At 54.0% G+C, this 14,521-nt stretch carries 17 protein-coding genes; 2 read left to right on the forward strand and 15 right to left on the reverse strand.

Annotated features, from left to right (window positions below; genetic code table 11):
* Positions 1 to 78: 78 nt before the first annotated feature.
* The 14 genes from ptsG to yceD all read right to left on the reverse strand — a co-directional run bounded on the left by ptsG (position 79) and on the right by yceD (position 12,261).
* Positions 79 to 1,512, reverse strand: coding sequence for a PTS glucose transporter subunit IIBC (gene ptsG, locus PanJK_RS02755; RefSeq protein WP_265297078.1), 1,434 nt, complete (start codon positions 1,510 to 1,512; stop codon positions 79 to 81).
* Between the two features lie 285 nt (positions 1,513 to 1,797).
* Positions 1,798 to 2,589, reverse strand: coding sequence for a metal-dependent hydrolase (locus tag PanJK_RS02760; protein WP_265297079.1), 792 nt, complete (start codon positions 2,587 to 2,589; stop codon positions 1,798 to 1,800).
* A 16-nt stretch (positions 2,590 to 2,605) separates the two neighbouring features.
* Positions 2,606 to 3,595, reverse strand: a complete 990-nt coding sequence (holB, locus tag PanJK_RS02765) for a DNA polymerase III subunit delta' (RefSeq protein WP_265297080.1) — start codon at positions 3,593 to 3,595, stop codon at positions 2,606 to 2,608.
* Entirely contained in the window at positions 3,592 to 4,227 is a 636-nt protein-coding gene (gene tmk / locus PanJK_RS02770) for a dTMP kinase (RefSeq protein WP_265297081.1), read from the reverse strand. The genes holB and tmk overlap by 4 nt, the downstream gene beginning before the upstream one ends.
* Positions 4,217 to 5,236: an endolytic transglycosylase MltG gene (mltG, locus tag PanJK_RS02775; protein ID WP_265297082.1), complete on the reverse strand. Its 1,020-nt coding sequence runs from the start codon at positions 5,234 to 5,236 to the stop codon at positions 4,217 to 4,219. Before mltG ends, tmk begins: the two co-directional genes overlap by 11 nt.
* Positions 5,233 to 6,045, reverse strand: coding sequence for an aminodeoxychorismate lyase (gene pabC / locus PanJK_RS02780; protein WP_265297083.1), 813 nt, complete (start codon positions 6,043 to 6,045; stop codon positions 5,233 to 5,235). The genes mltG and pabC overlap by 4 nt, the downstream gene beginning before the upstream one ends.
* Positions 6,046 to 6,121: 76 nt before the next feature.
* Positions 6,122 to 7,363: a beta-ketoacyl-ACP synthase II gene (fabF, locus tag PanJK_RS02785; protein WP_008103061.1), complete on the reverse strand. Its 1,242-nt coding sequence runs from the start codon at positions 7,361 to 7,363 to the stop codon at positions 6,122 to 6,124.
* A gap of 86 nt (positions 7,364 to 7,449) precedes the next feature.
* Positions 7,450 to 7,686 carry an acyl carrier protein gene (acpP, locus tag PanJK_RS02790; RefSeq protein ID WP_256696199.1) on the reverse strand — a complete coding sequence of 79 codons (237 nt, stop codon included), beginning with the start codon at positions 7,684 to 7,686 and terminating at the stop codon, positions 7,450 to 7,452.
* Positions 7,687 to 7,839: 153 nt separating this feature from the next.
* Entirely contained in the window at positions 7,840 to 8,574 is a 735-nt protein-coding gene (fabG, locus tag PanJK_RS02795; protein ID WP_007885776.1) for a 3-oxoacyl-ACP reductase FabG, read from the reverse strand.
* Positions 8,575 to 8,584: 10 nt separating this feature from the next.
* Positions 8,585 to 9,517 (reverse strand): ACP S-malonyltransferase, encoded by a 933-nt coding sequence (fabD, locus tag PanJK_RS02800; RefSeq protein ID WP_179451266.1) that lies wholly within the window; start codon positions 9,515 to 9,517, stop codon positions 8,585 to 8,587.
* 16 nt (positions 9,518 to 9,533) lie between these two features.
* The gene (locus PanJK_RS02805) at positions 9,534 to 10,487 is read right to left on the reverse strand and encodes a beta-ketoacyl-ACP synthase III (RefSeq protein ID WP_265297085.1); all 954 of its coding nucleotides are present in this window, start codon (positions 10,485 to 10,487) and stop codon (positions 9,534 to 9,536) included.
* Entirely contained in the window at positions 10,488 to 11,528 is a 1,041-nt protein-coding gene (plsX, locus tag PanJK_RS02810) for a phosphate acyltransferase PlsX (RefSeq protein ID WP_265297086.1), read from the reverse strand.
* 26 nt (positions 11,529 to 11,554) lie between these two features.
* Positions 11,555 to 11,725, reverse strand: coding sequence for a 50S ribosomal protein L32 (rpmF, locus tag PanJK_RS02815; RefSeq protein WP_007885783.1), 171 nt, complete (start codon positions 11,723 to 11,725; stop codon positions 11,555 to 11,557).
* Positions 11,726 to 11,739: 14 nt separating this feature from the next.
* Positions 11,740 to 12,261, reverse strand: a complete 522-nt coding sequence (gene yceD, locus PanJK_RS02820; RefSeq protein WP_007885785.1) for a 23S rRNA accumulation protein YceD — start codon at positions 12,259 to 12,261, stop codon at positions 11,740 to 11,742.
* Between the two features lie 140 nt (positions 12,262 to 12,401).
* Here yceD and PanJK_RS02825 point away from each other — a divergent pair, with 140 nt between their 5' ends.
* Positions 12,402 to 12,986: a Maf family protein gene (locus PanJK_RS02825; RefSeq protein ID WP_265297088.1), complete on the forward strand. Its 585-nt coding sequence runs from the start codon at positions 12,402 to 12,404 to the stop codon at positions 12,984 to 12,986.
* Between the two features lie 11 nt (positions 12,987 to 12,997).
* Here PanJK_RS02825 and rluC read toward each other — a convergent pair whose 3' ends face one another.
* Positions 12,998 to 13,954 carry a 23S rRNA pseudouridine(955/2504/2580) synthase RluC gene (rluC, locus tag PanJK_RS02830; RefSeq protein ID WP_265297089.1) on the reverse strand — a complete coding sequence of 319 codons (957 nt, stop codon included), beginning with the start codon at positions 13,952 to 13,954 and terminating at the stop codon, positions 12,998 to 13,000.
* 301 nt (positions 13,955 to 14,255) lie between these two features.
* On the opposite strand from rluC, the gene PanJK_RS02835 reads away from it, so the two are divergent.
* A complete protein-coding gene (locus PanJK_RS02835) occupies positions 14,256 to 14,462 on the forward strand; it encodes a hypothetical protein (RefSeq protein WP_101760841.1) in 207 nt (68 codons plus the stop codon).
* Positions 14,463 to 14,521: the final 59 nt, after the last annotated feature.

The following is a 14,521-nucleotide window of genomic DNA, read 5'->3' on the forward strand; positions in this document are numbered from 1 at the left end:
ATCCTTGTCGCGGGACGCTTTACTCCTCTGCCGCCTCTTCCTGCTATCAACGCATGTGCGTGCTGTTAGAACACACCATTACATGCTGCGGATATAATCATCCATTTCAGTTTTCAAGTTATCGGACTTGGTGCCGAAGATCGCCTGAACGCCTGAACCTGCTACTACCACACCACGTGCGCCAAGGCTTTTCAGTTCAGCCTGATCAACCTTGCCGACATCCGCCACGCTCACACGCAGACGCGTGATACAGGCATCAAGGTTAGTGATGTTCTCTTTACCACCAAACGCGGTAACCAGTTTGCCCGCCATTTCGCTGCCGGTTGCGCTGCTCTGCTCCATTGCGGTGTCCTCACGGCCAGGGGTTTTCAGATTCAGTTTCACAATCAGGAAACGGAACACGGTGTAGTAAATCAGGCCGTAGATGATACCTACAATCGGGAACAGCCAGATTTTGCTGCTGTTGCCGCTCAGCACGATAAAGTCGATCAGACCGTGTGAGAAGCTGGTGCCATCACGCATACCCAGCAAGATACAGATTGGGAAGGCCAGGCCCGCCAGAATCGCGTGGATCACATACAGAATCGGCGCCACGAACATGAAAGCGAACTCGATTGGCTCGGTAATACCGGTCAGGAACGAGGTCAGCGCGGCGGAGATCATAATACCGCCCACTTTGGCGCGGTTTTCTGGTTTGGCGGTATGCCAAATAGCAATCGCTGCTGCTGGCAGACCGTACATTTTGAACAGGAAGCCGCCTGACAGTTTGCCTGCCGTTGGGTCGCCCGCCATGTAACGTGGAATATCACCGTGGAAAACCTGACCTGCGGCATTGGTGAACTCACCAATCTGCATCTGGAAAGGGACGTTCCAGATATGGTGCAGACCAAACGGCACCAGTGAACGCTCAATCAGACCGTAAAGGCCAAAGGCGACGACGGGGTTTTGGTACGCAGCCCACTGTGAGAAGTCCTGAATTGCGGTACCGATTGGCGGCCAAATGAATGACAGCACCACACCGGTGAAAATCGCGGCCAGACCAGAGATGATTGGCACAAAGCGCTTGCCGGCAAAGAAGCCGAGATACTCAGGCAGTTTGATGCGGTAGAAGCGGTTAAACATATACGCCGCGATGGAGCCAGCAATGATCCCGCCGAGCACACCCGTATCGGCAAGATGCTTGGCCTCGATTTCTCCGGCAGGCATATGCAGTACCAATGGCGCAACCACCGCCATGGTTTTCACCATGATGCCGTAAGCAACCACAGCCGCCAGCGCAGACACGCCATCGTTATTGGTAAAGCCAAGCGCCACACCGATTGCAAAGATCAGCGGCATATTGGCAAACACCGCCCCCCCCGCTTCGGCCATGACGTGGGAAACCACTTCCGGCAGCCAGCTGAAGTTTGCTGAACCAACACCTAACAAAATACCGGCAATCGGCAGAACCGATACCGGCAACATCAGCGATTTACCTACTTTCTGCAGGTTCGCAAATGCGTTCTTGAACATAGAAACTCCTGAGTATGAGTGCAATTTTTTGCGCAGTGCGCATGGCTTGGGGGGAGGATCCTTCGCCGGGGTAACGCTGAGCGTCTTTTGATTTATTACGAAGAGTAAAATAAATCGCTAATTGTTAAATTGACGGCCATCACATTTCGCTAAGTGTGACCCCTTCCTTTCAGTCATTTCTTACTGACTTGCACTAATAAACAGCAATAAATCACTACCTGCGTCCAGTCAGACGCAGTGCAGTTGGGTGATTTTTGATTAATTACAGCATTTGAAATAAAGCGGTTAGCCGCCGAGACGACTCATCGGGATGTGGAACAGGCGGGAGAAGTTTTCAGTGGTGGCAGCGGCGAGGGTTTCGATATCCACGCCTTTTAATACCGCCATGTAATCCGCAACATCACGCGTAAACGCTGGCTGATTTTCTTTGCCACGGTGTGGTACCGGCGCCAGATACGGCGAATCGGTTTCTACCAGCATGCGATCAAGCGGCACATAGCGCGCCGCATCGCGGATCTGTTCGGCATTGCGGAAAGTCAGAATGCCTGAGAAGGAGATATAGAAACCGAGATCCAGCAGTTTGACTGCGGTTTCTTTATCTTCGGTAAAACAGTGCAGCACGCCGCCGCACTTCTCCACCTGCTCTTCGCGCAGAATCGCCAACGTGTCTTCACGCGCATCACGCGTGTGCACAATGATCGGTTTATTCAGTGCGATACCAGTGCGAATGTGCTCACGAAACGAGGCTTGCTGCTGCGCTTTGGTTTCCTGCTGATAGAAGTAATCCAACCCGGTTTCGCCCAGCGCCACTACGCGATCTTCGGCAGCCAGACGGCGGAACTCTTCGACGTCGTAAGGCGCTTCCTGATTGAGCGGATGCACGCCACAGGCCAGCGCGACGTTTTCACGATCGCCTACTAGCTGTTTGATTTTGTAGTAATCCGGCAAGGTGGTGGCAATCGCCAGCATAAACTTCACATCGCGCGCCGCCGCTTTGGCGATGACATCATCCAGATCGCGATGGTGTTTTTCATAATCGAGGCCATCAAGATGGCAGTGGGAATCGACAATAAACATAGAGCTCTCTTTTCGCTTAGCCGACCGTTGCCGGAGTCAGTAAACGTCCCCAGGCGAGTAAACGATCGGTCAACATTAATTCTCGGTTGAGTGCGGCGACATGTAACAGCTGTTCGCGGCACTGCATCCATTGCTGCGCGCTGCTGTTGAGCGCACTGCTATTCATTCTTTGCGCCAACTGCGTGACCACATCCGGACGATCGCCGTTGCTCAGCCACTGACTGGCGCCCTGTTGCACTTTCATCGCATCCACCAGCAGCGAAATCAGCCAGCTGAGACGTACGGCCACATCTTCGCTGTTCAACGCGGGTAACAGCTGCAGCACATCGCCGTTAAGCGCTTTGATCAGCGTTTCGCACAGCGTTTCACGCGCCTGCCAGCGCTCGGGCTGCAGCAGCGTCAAGGCGGCGGCGGGAGCGCCATTACTCAAACGTAAGGCGGCGCGCAGCTTCTCTTGCGGCTGCGGTTGCTGCTTCTGCAGCCATTGCAGGCTATGTGCTTCTTCTGGCGGCGAGAGATGCCACGTCATGCAGCGACTGCGCAGCGTCGCCAGCAGGCGCGAAGGTTCGCGCACGCTGAGGAAAAACCAGCAATTCGCCGGCGGCTCTTCCAGCGTTTTCAATAATGCGTTGGCGGCAGCTTCCGTGAGCTGCGCCGCATCGGGCAACCAAACGATTTTTGCGCCGCCCTGCTGGGCGAAGTGATACAGCTTTTCAGTGACGTCGCGCACCGCATCAATACCGAGTGAGGATTTCCCCTTTTCGGCTTCAAGGCGATACCAATCCGGGTGCGTGTGCGCCTGCATCAACTGGCAGCCATGGCAGTGGCCGCAGCTTTTTAATCCTTCCGGCTGCAAGCACATCAACCAACGACTTACGCCCCAGATCAACGCATCGTCACCCATGCCCTCAATGGCCTGCACCAGCAAGGCGTGATGCGCCTGGCCGCTTTGATGGCGGGCGATGATTTGTCGATAAGGCTGGTTCAGCCACGGATACCAGTTCATGCGGATTGGCCTGCCAACCAGCTACGCAAGGCGCCTTGAAGTGACAATGTCACGTCTGCAATATTTTGCGTCGCATCAATGGTCAGGATGGAGGGATCCTGAGCAGCCAAAGCCAGATAGCGTTCACGCGTGCGCTTGAAGAATCGCAACGACTCTTGCTCGATACGATCCAACTCACCGCGAGCGCGGGCGCGTTGCAGGCCAATTTCTGGCGTAACGTCGAGATAGAGTGTGAGATCGGGACGGAAATCGCCCAGCACCGCATCGCGCAGCGTGGTCATCAGCTGCGCATCCAGACCGCGTCCACCGCCCTGATAGGCTTGCGAAGAGAGATCGTGACGATCGCCGATTACCCAGGCACCGCGTGCCAGCGCCGGTTTGATCACGTTCTCTACCAGCTGCACGCGTGCCGCGTACAGCATTAGCAGCTCAGCTTTATTGGTCACCTGCTCGCCATCAATGCCCTGCTTGACCAACACGCGCAATTGTTCTGCCAGCGGCGTACCGCCCGGCTCGCGCGTGAAGACGACATCATGAATGCCATGCTCATGCAGCACGGCAACCAGCGCATCACGCGCGGTGGTTTTGCCTGCACCTTCCAGGCCTTCAATGACGATAAACTTACTTTTCATTTTTTTCCTTCATTGCCAGCCGGTAAACCTGTACCGCTTTGTTGTGGCTGGCCAGATTGGTGGTAAAGGTGTGTCCACCTTTGCCATCCGCGACAAAATAGAGGTAATTGGTTTTTTCCGGATGTGCAGCCGCTTCCAGTGAAGCACGGCCCGGCATCGCGATCGGTCCCGGCGGCAAACCGCTAATGGTGTAGGTGTTGTAGTCGGTTGGCGTTTCCAGATTTTTACGGGTTAGCGTGCCGGTGTAGCTGTCGCCCATACCGTAAATCACCGTGGGATCGGTTTGCAGTTTCATCCCGGTACGCAGGCGATTGATAAACACCGACGCCACGCGCGCGCGCTCTTCGCTCACGCCAGTCTCTTTCTCAATGATCGACGCCATGGTGACCATATCCTGCTCTTTCTTGTAAGGCAGATTCTCCATGCGTCCCTGCCAAATCTCATCAACCAGCTTGTTCATGCGCGCATGGGCACGTTCCAGTAGCGCCACATCGCTGGTATTGGCGGTGTAGAGATACGTATCAGGGTAGAAACTGCCTTCCAGTTGGCTGACATCGAGTTTGAGCGCAGCGGCAACGGTGGCAAATTGATCGTCGGTCAGCGTGTGTTTCAGGTATGGCGCTTTACGTAGCTCGGCTAACCACTCGGTAAGACGCGAACCTTCAATAAAACGCACCGGGAACTGCGCTTCTTTACCGCTTGCCAGCAATTGCAGCAACTGTCGCACCGTCATGCCGGTTTCCAGGCGATAGGTACCGGCTTTGAAACGCGCCAGTTCCGGTTCAAGCTTCAGTAACGGGCCAAACCAGATGCTTTGCGGAATGATGTGCTGACTTTCCAGTTGCGCTTCCAGTACCACGCGACCGCTGCCAGCGGGCAAGGTGTAAATGGTTTCCTGCTGCAGTGTTAAGGGCGTATCGGCTAAACGTTCAATCTGCCAATAGCTAAAGGCGGCGGCGAGTCCTGCGACTACCACAACGCCTGCGAGAATTTTTTTCATTCGAGTCATGATGCTTCCATCGTCGGGCAACTGGCGCGCAGTTGCTGATACAGCGAGCGTGCGCTAAACGAAACGTCGTCAATTTGTCGCACGGGTAAAACGGGCATCAGGGCGTTGCACATCACCACTTCATCGGCGTTCAATACGTCGTCCCTGCTGCCATCAATCAGCTGACAAGTCTGGCCATTCGCCGCCATCTGCGCCATCAGATAACGACGCATAATGCCATCCACGCCAGCCTGCTCAAGCCGCGGCGTAAAGACGTGGTTGCCTTTGCGCCAGAATAAATTGGCCGCACAGCATTCCACCACCGTCCCGTTAGTGTCAAGCACCAGCGCCTCGTCGCCGCCCGTCTGGTCAAGATGCTGGCGAATTAACACCTGTTCAAGGCGATTCAGGTGCTTTACGCCGGCCAGCAACGGATTGCGCGCCAGACGTATTGGGCTGGTGTGGAGCAAGGCGCCCTGCTGTTGCAGCGTGGCGTAATGCTGTGGCCACAGCGAGAGCGAAATAATGCGCGTCGGTGTTTGGCAGCCTGCGCGGCTATAACCACGTCCACCTGCGCCCGGTGTCAAAATCACCTTGAGCACTGCCTGCGTTTGTTGCGCAGCGGCGTGATGCATTTCTGCGGCGAGTTGAGCTAAATCAGGCGCATCCATCAATAACCGTGCGCAACCCTCTTTCAGCCGCTGCAGATGCGCATCCAGCATAACAATATGGCCGTTGATCACTGCAGCAGTGGTAAAGCAGCCATCACCAAATTGCACTGCGCGATCGCGTGTTGAAAGTGCGGTTTGCGGTATGCCGTTTATCCACATGTTGGCCGCCTTGATTAGCCCGGTAGAAAATATAAAAAAGGCCCGCAATGCGGGCCTCTGTATGGCTGAGGAGCGATTAAACCTTGCGGAAGATCAGCGAGCCGTTAGTGCCGCCAAATCCAAAGGAGTTACACAAGGTGTACTCCAGTCCGCTGACCTGGCGCGCCGTATGCGGCACGAAGTCCAGATCGCAACCTTCGTCAGGATTGTCGAGGTTGATGGTTGGTGGAATCGCCTGGTCGCGCAGCGCCAGAATCGAATAAATCGCTTCTACCGCGCCCGCAGCGCCCAACAGGTGGCCAGTCATCGACTTGGTTGAGCTGACCATCACACTGTGAGCCGCCGCACCAAACACCGATTTCACCGCCTGCGCTTCCGCTTTGTCACCGGCGGGCGTCGAAGTGCCGTGCGCGTTGACATAACCAATCTGCTCAGCGTTCAGCTGCGCGTCACGCAACGCGTTAACCATCGCTGCTGCTGCACCTGAACCGTCTTCCGGAGGTGACGTCATGTGGTAAGCATCGCTGCTCATGCCGAAACCAATGATCTCAGCATAAATCTTCGCACCACGTTTCTTCGCGTGTTCGTACTCTTCCAGTACGATAATGCCAGCACCGTCACCCAACACGAAACCGTCACGATCTTTATCCCACGGACGGCTTGCCGCCTGAGGATTGTCATTACGCGTGGAGAGCGCTCGAGCAGCACCAAAACCACCAACGCCTAATGGCGTACTGGCTTTCTCCGCACCACCGGCCAGCATCACATCAGCATCGTTATACGCAATGATACGCGCCGCATGACCAATGTTGTGCACACCAGACGTACAGGCAGTTGCGATCGAGATGCTTGGACCTTTCAGGCCGTACATGATGGTGAGGTGACCTGCAACCATGTTGACGATGGTAGAAGGCACAAAGAATGGGCTGATTTTGCGCGGTCCACCGTTGACCAGCGAGCTGTGGTTATCTTCGATTAAACCCAGTCCGCCAATACCAGAACCGATTGCCGCACCAATGCGACCAGCATTCTCATCGGTTACGACCAGACCGGAGTCTGCCATAGCCTGAATGCCTGCAACGATGCCGTATTGGATGAAGTCATCCATCTTGCGCTGATCTTTGCGCGAGATGAAATCATCGCAATTAAAATCTCTTACTAAGCCCGCAAAACGCGTTGCATAGGCACTAGTATCAAAATGGTCGATCAGGCTAATGCCGCTCTGACCGGCAAGGAGAGCACTCCAGGTAGACTCTACGGTATTGCCGACAGGAGACAACATGCCAAGACCAGTCACAACTACACGACGCTTAGACACGCACGTCCTCCAGGGAGGGAAAAAATAACGCTATGTGGGGCAAACATAAAACTCAGGCGGTCGAGGTGACCGCCTGAAGATATTCATTAGCCGTTGTGGCTATTGATGTAATCGATCGCTGCCTGAACGGTAGTGATTTTCTCAGCTTCTTCGTCTGGAATTTCAGTATCAAACTCTTCTTCCAGAGCCATTACCAGCTCAACGGTGTCAAGAGAATCTGCACCAAGGTCTTCAACGAAAGAAGCAGTGTTAATCACTTCGTCTTCTTTAACACCCAGCTGCTCAGCTACGATTTTCTTAACGCGTTGTTCGATATCGCTCATACTATTTAATTTCCTATCAAAACTCGCTTTCGCGATGGTTTTCGTAGTGTATAAAATGTTGAAAAAGATGCAACAAAATCCCGGCTGGTCGAACCACGATTTTGCGTTATTCTGCGGTGTTTACCGCAGATAAAGCAAATGTTTTCGTGATTATCAGACCATGTACATGCCGCCATTGACATGAAGCGTCTCACCCGTGATGTAGGCTGCTTCGTCAGAGGCTAAGAATGCAACAGCATTGGCAATCTCCTGCGGGTCACCTAAACGACCTGCTGGCACTTCTGCCAAAATACCCGAACGTTGATCTTCGTTCAGTGCACGCGTCATGTCCGTCTCAATAAAGCCCGGAGCCACGACGTTTACAGTAATGCCACGTGACGCAATTTCTCGCGCCAGTGATTTGCTAAAGCCAATCAAACCTGCTTTTGCTGCCGCATAGTTTGCCTGACCCGCGTTACCCATGGTCCCAACTACAGAACCGATGGTAATGATACGGCCCACGCGTTTTTTCATCATGGCACGCATAACCGCCTTAGAAAGACGGAAGACAGATGTCAGGTTGGTATCAAGGATATCCGCCCACTCATCGTCTTTCATGCGCATCAACAGATTGTCACGCGTAATGCCTGCATTATTGACTAAAATGTCCACTTCGCCAAATTCGGCGCGAACTTGTTCGAGGACGCTCTCAATTGAGGCGGCATCAGTGACGTTCAGCAGCAGGCCTTTGCCCTTGTCGCCGAGGTACGCACTGATTGCTTCCGCACCGCTTGCACTGGTGGCGGTTCCCACCACTTTGGCACCGCGCGCAGCCAGCGTTTCCGCAATGGCGCGACCAATTCCACGGCTTGCACCGGTAACCAGCGCTACTTTACCTTCAAAGCTCATGTTTTTCCTCTTATTCCTGTGAAAGTGCAGCACTCAGTGAAGCAGAATCGTTCACCGCAGCAGCACTCAGGCTATCCACAATACGTTTGGTCAGACCGGTCAGGACTTTACCTGGACCGACTTCCAGCAGCTGTTCAACGCCCTGCGCAGCAATAAACTCGACCGATTCGGTCCAGCGCACCGGGCTATACAGCTGACGAACCAATGCGCTTCGAATCGCAGCAGCTTCAGTTTCACACTTCACGTCGACGTTATTTACCACCGGCACCGCAGGCGCATTGAAGGTGATCGCTTCGAGCGCCACCGCCAATTTATCGGCAGCAGGCTTCATCAACGCACAGTGTGATGGCACGCTGACTGGCAGCGGCAGTGCACGTTTGGCACCGGCAGCTTTACAAGCTGCACCCGCACGCTCAACCGCTTCTTTGTTGCCAGCGATAACCACCTGGCCCGGCGAGTTAAAGTTAACCGGTGAAACCACCTGACCTTGTGCACTTTCTTCACAAGCTTTGCGGATGGATGCATCATCCAGACCGATAATCGCCTGCATGGCGCCAGTACCTTCTGGTACCGCTTCCTGCATCAGTTTGCCACGCAGTTCAACCAGTTTAATGGCGTCTGCGAAATTCAGCACACCGGCACAAACCAACGCCGAGTATTCACCGAGGCTGTGGCCGGCCATCATGGTTGGCTGCACCGCATTTTTGCTCTGCAATACGCGATAGATAGCAACAGAAGCCGCCAGCAACGCAGGCTGCGTCTGCCAGGTTTTATTCAATTCTTCAGCCGGTCCCTGCTGGACCAGCTGCCATAAGTCATAACCCAGCGCATCAGAAGCTTCACGGAAAGTGGCTTCAACCTGCGGGTTTTCAGCAGCCAGCTCGGCTAACATGCCGACGGTCTGCGATCCCTGTCCTGGGAAAACATAAGCAAATTGCGTCATCTTTCGTTCCTGTCAATCAAAAGCGAACCAGCGCAGAACCCCAGGTGAAACCACCACCAAAGGCTTCCAGCAGAATCAGTTGTCCCGGCTTGATACGGCCATCGCGCACCGCTTCGTCCAGTGCACTTGGCACTGACGCGGCCGAGGTATTACCGTGACGATCCAGCGTGACGACAACTTTATCCATGCCCATGCCGAGCTTTTTGGCGGTTGCGCTAATAATGCGCAGGTTCGCCTGATGCGGCACCAGCCAGTCGAGCATTTCACGATCAAGATTGTTGGCTTGCAAAGTTTCATCAACAATGTGCGCCAGTTCAGTCACGGCCACTTTGAAGACTTCGTTGCCTGCCATCGTCAGATAAGCAGGCTCATCCTGATGGGCACGATCCTGATACGGCAGCGTCAGCAGTTTGCTGTAACGGCCGTCGGCGTGCAGATGGGTAGAAAGGATGCCTGGCTCTTCACTCTGGCTTAGTACCACCGCGCCCGCGCCATCACCAAACAGAATGATAGTGCCACGATCGTTAGGATCGAGCGTACGTGCCAGCACGTCTGCACCGATCACCAGCGCATGTTTTACCACACCATTTTTGATGTATTGATCGGCAACGCTCAGTGCATAGGTGAAGCCCGCACAGGCAGCGGCCAAATCGAAGGCAGCGCAATCGTTGATCTCCAGCATCTGCTGGATCATGCACGCTGAACTAGGGAAGGCATGGCTGGAAGAGGTGGTTGCCACAATGATCAGGCCAACGTCGCTCGCATTCACACCCGCCATTTCCAGCGCGCGCTGTGCTGCGGTGAAGCCCATAGTAGCAACGGTTTCTTCCGGAGCGGCAATACGACGCTCACGGATGCCGGTACGAGTGACAATCCACTCGTCCGTCGTATCGACCATTTTTTCCAGATCCGCATTGGAGCGAATCTGCTCAGGCAAATAGCTGCCCGTACCGATAATTTTGGTAAACATCTACGCTTTGTCACTCCTGGCTAATACAGTGTCAAGGCGCGCCGCAATCCTCTCTGGGACTTGCTTTCGCACCGTCTGCTCTGCCTGCTCTATCGCCACGGCAAATGCACGTTGATTCGCCGCACCGTGGCTTTTGATCACTGTCCCGCGCAATCCTAACAGACAAGCGCCATTGTACTGGTCGGGGTTGAGATGGCCGAAACGCTTTGCCAGACGCTTTTGAATCCAGCGCCCCAGCAATGTTAGCCACCAGGCCCGTTTTTTTCCTTCCTCTGACGATTTGATCAGAGAGAGGAACATTCTTACCACGCCTTCCATGGTCTTCAACGTGACGTTACCGACGAAGCCATCACAAACCAGCACATCCGTCTTGCCGGTGAGGAGATCGTTCCCCTCAAGGTATCCAATATAGTTGATTTGCGGTGACGCTCGCAGCACCGCAGATGCGGCGCGGATTGTTTCTAATCCTTTGGTCTCTTCCTGACCAATATTCAGCAGCGCCACACGCGGCTGGGCGATCTCCAGCACTTCTTCGGCCATTACAGCGCCCATGATCGCAAACTGCACCAGCATAGCGCTGTCAGATTCAACGTTAGCGCCGAGATCCAGCACCACCGTTTTGCCATGCTGCTGATGTGGCAACACCGTCATTAACGCCGGACGCTCAATACCATCCAGCGGCTTTAATAACATTTTCGCCAGCCCCATCAGCGCGCCGGTATTTCCCGCACTGACACAGGCTTGTGCTCTCCCCTCTTTCACCAACTCTAACGCCACACGCATGGAACTGCCGCGGCTGTTACGAATCGCCTGAGAAGGTTTGGCATCACTTGCAATAACCGATTCGGCAGGAATAACCTGCACACGCCTCAGTAACGAGGAATCCGCTTTGGCAAGAAATGACGAGATGATGTCGGGATCACCGACCAGAAGAAGAACCAGCTCCGAATGAGAGGCCAGTGCCTGCAAGGCTGCAGGCACTGTCACGCAAGGACCGAAGTCCCCGCCCATGGCATCAACTGCCAGGGTCAAACGTGTCAAGGTGTCGCCTTGTGTAATCGCGAGGATTACTTGGTGATAACCTTGCGACCGCGGTAGTAACCATCCGCAGTGATATGGTGACGCAGATGAGTTTCGCCAGAAACTTTATCTACTGATAGAGCAGCAGTGGTCAGAGCATCGTGTGAACGACGCATACCACGCTTAGAACGGGTTGGTTTATTCTGTTGTACGGCCATGGACCTTACTCCTATTACTTACGCTTTAAACTGGCTAATACGGCAAAGGGATTTGGTTTTTCTGCCTCTGGAGGCAGTTGACCAAACACCATGTCCGCGTCGGACACTTCACAGTGTTCAGAATCATGCACCGGAACCACGGGCAGCGCGAGGATGAGCTCATCTTCGATCACTGCCAGCAAGTCGATCTCACCAAAATCATTGACATCAACTGGCTCGTAGGCTTCCGGTAGTGCCTCGGCCTGCTCATCAGAAGAGACAGGACTGAAGCAATAGCTTACGTGAACATGACGTGGAAACGACTGGTTGCAGCGTTGACAAGACAGAGTCACCTGCACTTCGGCTGTTCCTTGCAGAACGGCGAGGCGCTGGTTATCAACCGCAAACGACATATCGCATTCAACTTCACTGTCCACACTCACGACCGTTTCGGCCAAGCGCGCCACCAATTCAGGTGCATAAACACCATGATAATCAAGGCGCTTTTGCGCGGCGCGGACCGGATCGAGCGTCAGGGGTAATTTTACCTTTTGCATAGGGCGCGCATATTAACTTTGTAACGTCATAGAGTCAAAGAAAAAGGCCGGTTTACGGCATCTTTCACCCGTTAGTCGCATCCAGTGCGGCGCATAGTTTAAAATGACTGTCATCTTTACGCTATCTATTCTGAAAAAAAATGACGACACCTTTGGTTTTAGCCTCTACCTCCCCTTTTCGTCAGGCGTTGCTGAGCAAGCTGGGCCTGCCTTTTATTACCGCCGCCCCGGATTGCGACGAATCCCCGCTGCCGAATGAAACGGCCCCTGAGCTGGTGCAGCGTCTGGCATTAGCCAAAGCGGAGGCGCTGGCAGCACGTTACCCAGACAGCTGGATAATCGGGTCCGATCAGGTTTGCGTGCTGAATGGCGAGATAACCGGTAAACCGCATACGGTGGAGAAAGCCTGCCAGCAACTCGCAGCCGCCAGCGGCAACACCATCACCTTTTATACCGGTCTGGCGCTATTGCAACCGCAGAGCGGCAAACAATCGGTCATTTGCGAACCCTTTATCGTACATTTCCGCGAATTGAGTGCTGAAGAGATTCGGGGCTACGTTGATAAAGAAAAGCCGCTGCAGTGCGCTGGCAGTTTCAAAAGCGAAGGTTTGGGGATTTGTTTATTTGACAGGCTGGAAGGTCGCGATCCCAATACCTTGATTGGCTTACCGCTGATTGCGTTGGATGAAATGCTAAGAAAGGCGGGCATCAACGCGTTATGTTGATGCCCGGATAATCAGGCTTTTTTCTGACGCAGTTTGGCGAGGCAATTCTTGAGTGCGCCATCCAGTGGCGCTTCCATCCGCAGCACTTCTCCGGTGTTGGGATGGGTAAAGGTCAACGCTGCAGCATGCAGGAACAGACGCGATAAGCCCGTCGAACCCAATTGCGCATCAAAGTCGCGGTCACCGTAACGATCGTCAAAGGCGATTGGATGGCCGCCGTGCAGCGTATGCACACGAATCTGATGCGTACGGCCGGTCACCGGACTGGCTTTCACCAAGGTCGCGAAACCGAAGCGCTCTTCGACTTTAAAGCGTGTCTCAGAAGGCTTGCCTTCCGCACTCACGCGCACCACACGCTCGCCGCTCTGCAAAATGTTTTTCAGCAGCGGTGCCTGCACGACTTTCAGATGCGACGGCCAGTCACCGCGCACTAGCGCCAGATAATCCTTCTGCATGCCTTTTTCGCGCAGCTGCTCATGCAGAGAGCGCAACGCGGAACGCTTCTTCGCCACCAGCAGGATGCCGGAAGTATCACGATCGAGGCGATGGACTAACTCAAGGAATCGCGCTTCCGGACGCAACGCACGCAGCCCTTCAATCACGCCGAAACTTAATCCGCTGCCGCCGTGCACCGCCGTGCCCGACGGCTTATTCAGCACCATCAGGTAATCATCTTCATAGAGAATGGCATTGGTGAGCGCCGCGACTTTATCCAGCTTCGGTGAAACCGTATTCTCTTCGCGCTCGGCAACCCGCACCGGCGGAATACGCAGCTCGTCGCCATCCTCCAGCTTATATTCCGGTTTAACGCGCTTTTTATTCACCCGCACTTCACCTTTACGCAAAATGCGATAAATCATGCTTTTCGGCACGCCCTTGAGCTGGGTGCGCAAAAAGTTATCAATTCGTTGTCCGGCATTTTCAGCCGTGATGGCGACATACTGTACGCCGGGATTCTCTGTTTTCATGGCGGCGATTCTAATTAGTGTCCCTGGATAGCGCCACCCCTTTTTCTGTGCTTAACTCTCTCTTTGTCGCGTGATGAAACGGTGAAAATGGCGACATTTTCAGCGATGCGATGATTAGCCCTGCAAATGAACAGGTTATGGACGAATAAACTTCTCAGCTTGGCAAAAGTCGCCTTGCTTAATGTTGGTTAGCAATGGAATAATGCAGGGGTTTCTGCCCTGGAAAGATTCAGGCAGGATAAAGAGCGAAATAAGTCATTTTGCCGGATTGAACGGACACGCAGCAATGGCGTAAGACGTAATGTTAAATCAGGCACTTAGCGGGCTGCGGGTTGCGGCCTGGACGACAGACCAGGATGTGTGGATTTTTGAATACTCTGTAACATTTCCACCTTCAGGCGCTGGATTTCCTTATGAAAAACAGGCCACCGACAAGATTTGCGCCCCTTTAGCCGCCGACAACCGTGAGGTTGACGTCAGTGCATTAAGACACGGGGCCATCGGTTGATTCTCGTCCAGGGTAACGATGCCCGCAGCTAGATCACTCATGTGAGAATAACGAGTAAG

Origin of the sequence: Pantoea sp. JK (assembly GCF_026130245.1) — a bacterium.
Lineage (GTDB): Bacteria > Pseudomonadota > Gammaproteobacteria > Enterobacterales > Enterobacteriaceae > Pantoea > Pantoea trifolii.

What these genes read in the sequence shown, in the direction of transcription:
- mltG (WP_265297082.1), bottom strand. Translation starts at nt 5,236, where the DNA reads ATGACTCGAATGAAAAAAATTCTCGCAGGCGTTGTGGTAGTCGCAGGA.
- pabC (WP_265297083.1), bottom strand. Translation starts at nt 6,045, where the DNA reads ATGTGGATAAACGGCATACCGCAAACCGCACTTTCAACACGCGATCGC.
- PanJK_RS02805 (WP_265297085.1), bottom strand. Translation starts at nt 10,487, where the DNA reads ATGTTTACCAAAATTATCGGTACGGGCAGCTATTTGCCTGAGCAGATT.
- PanJK_RS02825 (WP_265297088.1), top strand. Translation starts at nt 12,402, where the DNA reads ATGACGACACCTTTGGTTTTAGCCTCTACCTCCCCTTTTCGTCAGGCG.
- fabD (WP_179451266.1), bottom strand. Translation starts at nt 9,517, where the DNA reads ATGACGCAATTTGCTTATGTTTTCCCAGGACAGGGATCGCAGACCGTC.
- yceD (WP_007885785.1), bottom strand. Translation starts at nt 12,261, where the DNA reads ATGCAAAAGGTAAAATTACCCCTGACGCTCGATCCGGTCCGCGCCGCG.
- fabG (WP_007885776.1), bottom strand. Translation starts at nt 8,574, where the DNA reads ATGAGCTTTGAAGGTAAAGTAGCGCTGGTTACCGGTGCAAGCCGTGGA.
- acpP (WP_256696199.1), bottom strand. Translation starts at nt 7,686, where the DNA reads ATGAGCGATATCGAACAACGCGTTAAGAAAATCGTAGCTGAGCAGCTG.
- PanJK_RS02760 (WP_265297079.1), bottom strand. Translation starts at nt 2,589, where the DNA reads ATGTTTATTGTCGATTCCCACTGCCATCTTGATGGCCTCGATTATGAA.
- tmk (WP_265297081.1), bottom strand. Translation starts at nt 4,227, where the DNA reads ATGAAAAGTAAGTTTATCGTCATTGAAGGCCTGGAAGGTGCAGGCAAA.
- PanJK_RS02835 (WP_101760841.1), top strand. Translation starts at nt 14,256, where the DNA reads ATGTTAAATCAGGCACTTAGCGGGCTGCGGGTTGCGGCCTGGACGACA.
- rpmF (WP_007885783.1), bottom strand. Translation starts at nt 11,725, where the DNA reads ATGGCCGTACAACAGAATAAACCAACCCGTTCTAAGCGTGGTATGCGT.
- holB (WP_265297080.1), bottom strand. Translation starts at nt 3,595, where the DNA reads ATGAACTGGTATCCGTGGCTGAACCAGCCTTATCGACAAATCATCGCC.
- rluC (WP_265297089.1), bottom strand. Translation starts at nt 13,954, where the DNA reads ATGAAAACAGAGAATCCCGGCGTACAGTATGTCGCCATCACGGCTGAA.
- ptsG (WP_265297078.1), bottom strand. Translation starts at nt 1,512, where the DNA reads ATGTTCAAGAACGCATTTGCGAACCTGCAGAAAGTAGGTAAATCGCTG.